At 74.4% G+C, this 5,213-nt stretch carries 5 protein-coding genes; 3 read left to right on the top strand and 2 right to left on the bottom strand.

The window, feature by feature from the left end:
- Window positions 1-26: 26 nt before the first annotated feature.
- The gene (gene hisC, locus ACFW1A_RS38295; RefSeq protein ID WP_380417902.1) at window positions 27-1,106 is read right to left on the bottom strand and encodes a histidinol-phosphate transaminase; all 1,080 of its coding nucleotides are present in this window, start codon (window positions 1,104-1,106) and stop codon (window positions 27-29) included.
- Window positions 1,107-1,470: 364 nt separating this feature from the next.
- Between hisC and ACFW1A_RS38290 the strand changes: the two genes are divergently transcribed.
- Together ACFW1A_RS38290 and ACFW1A_RS38285 are read left to right on the top strand one after the other, a co-directional pair.
- On the top strand, window positions 1,471-2,649 hold the full coding sequence (locus tag ACFW1A_RS38290; RefSeq protein ID WP_380417900.1) for a LacI family DNA-binding transcriptional regulator: 1,179 nt from the start codon (window positions 1,471-1,473) through the stop codon (window positions 2,647-2,649).
- Window positions 2,650-2,740: 91 nt separating this feature from the next.
- Window positions 2,741-3,934 carry a metallophosphoesterase gene (locus tag ACFW1A_RS38285; RefSeq protein WP_380417898.1) on the top strand — a complete coding sequence of 398 codons (1,194 nt, stop codon included), beginning with the start codon at window positions 2,741-2,743 and terminating at the stop codon, window positions 3,932-3,934.
- Between the two features lie 7 nt (window positions 3,935-3,941).
- Here the strand turns inward: ACFW1A_RS38285 and ACFW1A_RS38280 are convergent, their stop codons facing one another.
- Complete coding sequence (locus tag ACFW1A_RS38280; protein ID WP_380417896.1) at window positions 3,942-4,316, bottom strand: DUF2568 domain-containing protein; 375 nt, start codon at window positions 4,314-4,316, stop codon at window positions 3,942-3,944.
- Window positions 4,317-4,376: 60 nt separating this feature from the next.
- Here ACFW1A_RS38280 and ACFW1A_RS38275 point away from each other — a divergent pair, with 60 nt between their 5' ends.
- Window positions 4,377-5,147, top strand: coding sequence for a GNAT family N-acetyltransferase (locus ACFW1A_RS38275; protein WP_380417894.1), 771 nt, complete (start codon window positions 4,377-4,379; stop codon window positions 5,145-5,147).
- Window positions 5,148-5,213: the final 66 nt, after the last annotated feature.

The following is a 5,213-nucleotide window of genomic DNA, read 5'->3' as shown; positions in this document are numbered from 1 at the left end:
GCCCCGGCACCCCCGCCGCGAGCCGCTCAGAGCTCCGCGCGGAAGGCCTCGGCGACGGTGAGGAAGATGTCGTTGCCCGCGGTCTCGCCGATGGTCACCCGGACGCCCTCGCCGGGGAACGGGCGGACGACCACCCCGGCCGCCGCGGCCGCCGCGGCGAAGTCCACGGTCCGCTCGCCCAGCCGCAGCCAGACGAAGTTGGCCTGCGACTCCACCAGCGGCCAGCCCTGGGCGCGCAGCGCCTCGGCGACCCGGGTCCGCTCCTCCACCAGGGCCTGCACCCGGACCAGCAGCGCGTCCTCGGCGCGCAGCGAGGCGACCGCCGCGTCCTGGGCGAGCTGGCTGACGCCGAACGGGATCGCGGTCTTGCGCAGGGCGGTGGCCACCGGCTCGTGCGCGATCGCGAAGCCGACCCGCAGGCCGGCCAGGCCGTAGGCCTTGGAGAAGGTGCGCAGCACGCACACGTTCGGCCGCGAGCGGTAGAGCTCGACGCCGTCCGGCACCTGCTCGTCGCGCAGGAACTCGCGGTAGGCCTCGTCCACCACGACCAGGATGTCGCCGGGCACCGCGTCCAGGAAGCGCTCCAGCTCGGCGCGGTGGATCGCGACCCCGGTCGGGTTGTTCGGGTTGCAGACGAGGATCAGCCGGGTCCGCGGGGTGATCGCGGCCAGCATCGCGTCCAGGTCGTGCGCCTCGTCGGCGGTGAGCGGGACCGGGACGGGGGTGGCGCCGGCGATCTGGGTGATGATCGGGTAGGCCTCGAAGGAGCGCCAGGCGAAGATCACCTCGTCGCCCGGGCCGGCGGCGGAGAGCACCAGGGACTGCGCGACCGAGACCGAGCCGGTGCCCAGTGCCACGTGCTCGGCGGGCACCTCGAAGCGGCGGGCCAGCTCCTCGGTCAGCTCCACGGCGGCCAGGTCCGGGTAGCGGTTGAAGGAGCCCGCGGCGGCCACGGCGGCCTCCAGCACGCCCGGCAGCGGCTCGTACGGGTTCTCGTTGGAGGACAGCTTGAAGGAGTCGGCGCCGGCCGGCTTGCCGGGCTTGTAGGTGGGGATGCCGTCCAGGCTGGCCCGCAGTCGCGGGCCCTGGGCTGCCGTACCGCTCATGTGGTGCACTCCTAAGTCGTCGGTTCGGGCCGGCCCGGTGGGGGCGCGCCAGGAACCGTTTCGCGCCCCGTTCGCGCCCTCGCGCTCGTGCGCGCGCTGGTCGCGCACGGGGCATCCTGTCCCCGGTCGGGTGCCCAGAACGATACCGAGCGCGCTCACCCGTGCGGGTGAGATGTTCGGCCTGGTCACCGCTGCGGATCAGCCATTGTCCCTCGTTCCAATGGCACATGTCAGAGGTAATCGGCCGAAATCAGACCCCCGATCCAAGGGGGTCGTCACGATGGGAGCGTGAAGAAACGGTTCTGCCGAGGCGGGGGACGACGTGGTTCAACCACCAGCTGACGCACCATACGATCGGTGCGCCATGACAGCAGCAGCCAACCAGAGCGGTCGGCGACCCACCACCACCTCACGACGTCTGGAGCGGGCCGGCATCCGGGATGTGGCAGCAGCCGCCGGAGTGTCCATCACCACCGTCTCCGACGCCCTGAACGGCAAGGGGCGCCTGCCCGACGAAACCCGCAGCCGAGTGCGCGAAGTAGCCGAGCGCCTCGGCTACCGACCGTCCGCCGCCGCCCGCACGCTGCGCACCGGCCGGTCCGGGCTGATCGGACTGACCGTCACCACCTACGGCGAGGAGCCCTTCACCTTCACCGAGTTCGCCTACTTCGCCGAGATGGCCCGGGCCGCCACCAGCGCGGCGCTCGGCCGCGGCTACGCGCTGGTGGTGCTGCCGGCCTCCTCCCGGCACGACGTGTGGAGCAACGTGGCGCTGGACGGCACCGTGGTGATCGACCCGGCCGACCAGGACCCGCTGGTCAGCGAGCTGTACCGGTCCGGGGTCCCGGTGGTGAGCGACGGCAAACCGGGCAACTGCCCGGTCACCGCCTGGGTGGACAACGACCACGAGGCCGCCGTGCTCGGCATCCTCGACCACCTCAGCGAGGCCGGCGCCCGCCGGATCGGCCTGCTCACCGGGACCAGCACCGACACCTACACCCGGCTCTCCACCGAGGCCTACCTCGACTGGTGCACCCGGGTCGGCCAGGAGCCGGTGTACGAGGCCTACCCGGCCCACGACCCCGCGGCCGGCGCGGTGGCCGCCGACCGGCTGCTGGCCCGCCCGGACCGGCCGGACGCGGTCTACGGGCTGTTCGACCCGAACGGCACCGACCTGCTGGCCGCCGCCCGCCGCTACGGCCTGCGGGTGCCGGACGACCTGCTGCTGGTCTGCTGCAGCGAGTCCGACGTCTACGCCGGCACCGAGCCGCCGATCACCACCCTGTCGCTCAAGCCGCGCCGGATCGGCACCACCGTGGTCAACCTGCTGATCGACGCGATCGAGGGGGTGGACTCCGGCACCGGTCTGACCCCGGACACGCCGACCGCCGGCGCCCGGCTCTTCCCGCCCCGGTTCCGCACCGCCGGCAACGGCCCGCCGCCGGGCACCCTGATGCCGACCGAGCTGATCGTGCGGGCCTCCTCGCAGCGTCGCAGTCCCCGAACCACCGTCAGCCCGCCCCGGGCACCCGGTGAGGTCTGAACCAGCCCCGGACCGCTCTCGGCAGCATCGGCACGGATTGGATACCCACCGGGTGAGGACTAGGGGAGAGTGGTCTTCCTATGATGGGCGGATGACACCCGAGGACCGCTACCCCGGGCCTGACCCGCACCACGCAGGCCGCCACCCGCAGCAGGACCTCGACGTGCTGCCGTACGGCTCGTACTTCGAGCCCAACCACCCCCAGGAGTACCCGGGTTCGACGGCCGAGCCGGGCGAGCCGACGGGGCTGCCCGGCGGCCCGGACGCCACCTACAGCGGGTACGGCGGCGCGCGCTACCTGGAGCAGCACTGGCCGGTGGCCGGGCTCCCGGCGCCCTCCGGCTTCCCGGTCTTCCAGGCGCCCGAGCCCCGGGAGCCGGTCGCCGAGGACCCGCCGACCATCGAGCTGGGCCCGCCGATCAGCGAGGACGACCTGTACGCGGCCGGCTTCCCGCAGCCGGCCGCCGACCCCGAGCCGGTCGGCCCGCTCTACGTGGTCGGCGACGTGCACGGCTACCTGGACGAGCTGCTGCACGCGCTGCACCAGCAGGGCCTGGTGGACGCAGAGGGCCACTGGTCGGCCGGCCGGTCCCGGCTCTGGTTCCTGGGCGACTTCACCGACCGCGGCCCGGACGGCATCGGGGTGATCGACCTGGTGATGCAGCTGGCCGCCGAGGCGGCCGCGGCGGGCGGCTACTGCCGGGCCCTGATGGGCAATCACGAGCTGCTCTTCCTGGGCGCGCACCGGTACGGCGACGAGCCGGTGCAGTCCACCGCCGGCACCGCCTCGTTCCGTGCCGCCTGGCTGCTCAACGGCGGCCAGCAGCACGACCTGGAGCGGCTGCAGGGACACCACATCAGCTGGCTGAAGCGGCTGCCGGCGATCGCGCTGGAGGACGGCCACCTGCTGCTGCACTCCGACACCACGGCCTACCTGGAGTTCGGCGCCTCGATCGCCGAGGTCAACGACGCGGTGCACACCCTGCTCGCCGACGAGGGCGCGGACGAGTGGTGGGACGCGTTCCGCCGCTTCACCAAGCGGTTCGCCTTCCGCGGTGCGGGCGGGCCGATGGCGGCCGGCGAGCTGCTGGCCAGCTACGGCGGGCACCGGGTGGTGCACGGGCACAGCCCGATCCCGTACCTCACCGGCGAGGCGAACAACGACAGCGGGGAGCGGCCCTACGTCCCCGGCCCGTACATCTACGCCGACGAGCTGGCGGTGGCGATGGACGGCGGGGTGACCATGGAGGGCCGGCTGCTGGTGGCCCGGCTCCCGGTGGACTGAGGGCGGTTCAGGGCCGCTCGGCGCGGGCGGCGGCCAGGGCGGACCGGTAGCGGGTGGCCAGCGCGGTGTTGGCCAGGCAGAGCAGCGCGAAGCCCAGGCCCCAGCCCGGGCCGGTCCGGGCGCCCAGCGCCGCCGCGCCGGCGGCGAAGACCACCGCCTTGACCCCCAGCACCGCCGGCATCGGCAGCCGCACCGTCGCCCGCGGCGCCGCGTACCGGCCCCAGACCACGGCGGCCAGCAGCGGCAGGCCCAGGCCCAGCAGCAGGTGCAGCGGGAGCGAGTGGCCGAGGGTGAAGCCCCACCAGGCCAGCAGGCCCAGGGTGACCAGCTCCAGCAGGAAGGCCAGGGCCTCGTTGGCGACGCGCACGGGGGCGGGGATCATGGGCCGCACCCTAGTCGAAATCCGATTGTCCGGGCAGGGGTGCGGGACCAGCATGGCGGCATGACCGAACTCATCGACCAGACCGCCGCGTTCCGCGCCGCCTTCGCCCGCGCCCAGGCCATCGTGACGGTGCCGGTCCCGGGCGGTGCGGTGGTCGCCGACCCGGACTTCCCGAGCTCGCAGGAGCACAACCAGCTGCTGCTGGACGGGGTGCCGGGGGATCCGGCGGAGCTGCCGGCGCTGGCCGCGCGGGTGCTCGGGGACCGCCGGACGTACCGGATCACCGTGCTGGACGAGGCGTTCGGCGAGGCCGCTGCGCCGGCCCTGCGGGCGGCGGGCTACCGCCGGGAGACCGAGGTGGTGCTGGCCCGGTCCACCGACGACGCGGTGCCGCCCGCCGAGCCGGCCGTGCCGGTGGGCCTGCCCGAGCTGCGTCCGGCGCTGCTCCGGTACCAGGAGCAGTGGCTGCCCGGAGACGAACTGGCCGAGGTGCGACGCCAGTTGACCGATCGGCGGAGTCGGCGTCGGCGGGGTGCGGCGCAGGTGGAGTTCCTCGCGGTGCGCGGCGCGGACGGTGCGGTGGCCGGGTGGGGCGACCTCTACCTGGACCCGGCGCGCGGCCTGGCCCAGCTGGAGGACGTGGCCACCGCCGCGCGGTACGCCCGGCAGGGCCACGCCGACCGGCTGCTGGCCACCGCGCTGGCCCGGGCGGCCGCGGCGGGCTGCCACCGGCTCTTCCTGCTCGCCGACGCCGAGGACTGGCCGCAGCACTGGTACGGCCGGCGGGGGTTCGTGCCGATCGGGCGCACCCACGCCTTCGTCAAGCGGTAGTCCGGGCCGAAAGTCTTTTCAGCCAGCCCGCAAGCGCACAGGGGCCGCCCTCCGGAGGGCGGCCCC

This window comes from Kitasatospora sp. NPDC058965, assembly GCF_042741245.1.
GTDB lineage: Bacteria > Actinomycetota > Actinomycetes > Streptomycetales > Streptomycetaceae > Kitasatospora.
This window is presented reverse-complemented; position numbering and strand designations above follow the sequence as displayed.

What these genes read in the sequence shown, in the direction of transcription:
- ACFW1A_RS38280 (WP_380417896.1), bottom strand. Translation starts at nt 4,316, where the DNA reads ATGATCCCCGCCCCCGTGCGCGTCGCCAACGAGGCCCTGGCCTTCCTG.
- ACFW1A_RS38290 (WP_380417900.1), top strand. Translation starts at nt 1,471, where the DNA reads ATGACAGCAGCAGCCAACCAGAGCGGTCGGCGACCCACCACCACCTCA.
- ACFW1A_RS38285 (WP_380417898.1), top strand. Translation starts at nt 2,741, where the DNA reads ATGACACCCGAGGACCGCTACCCCGGGCCTGACCCGCACCACGCAGGC.
- hisC (WP_380417902.1), bottom strand. Translation starts at nt 1,106, where the DNA reads ATGAGCGGTACGGCAGCCCAGGGCCCGCGACTGCGGGCCAGCCTGGAC.
- ACFW1A_RS38275 (WP_380417894.1), top strand. Translation starts at nt 4,377, where the DNA reads ATGACCGAACTCATCGACCAGACCGCCGCGTTCCGCGCCGCCTTCGCC.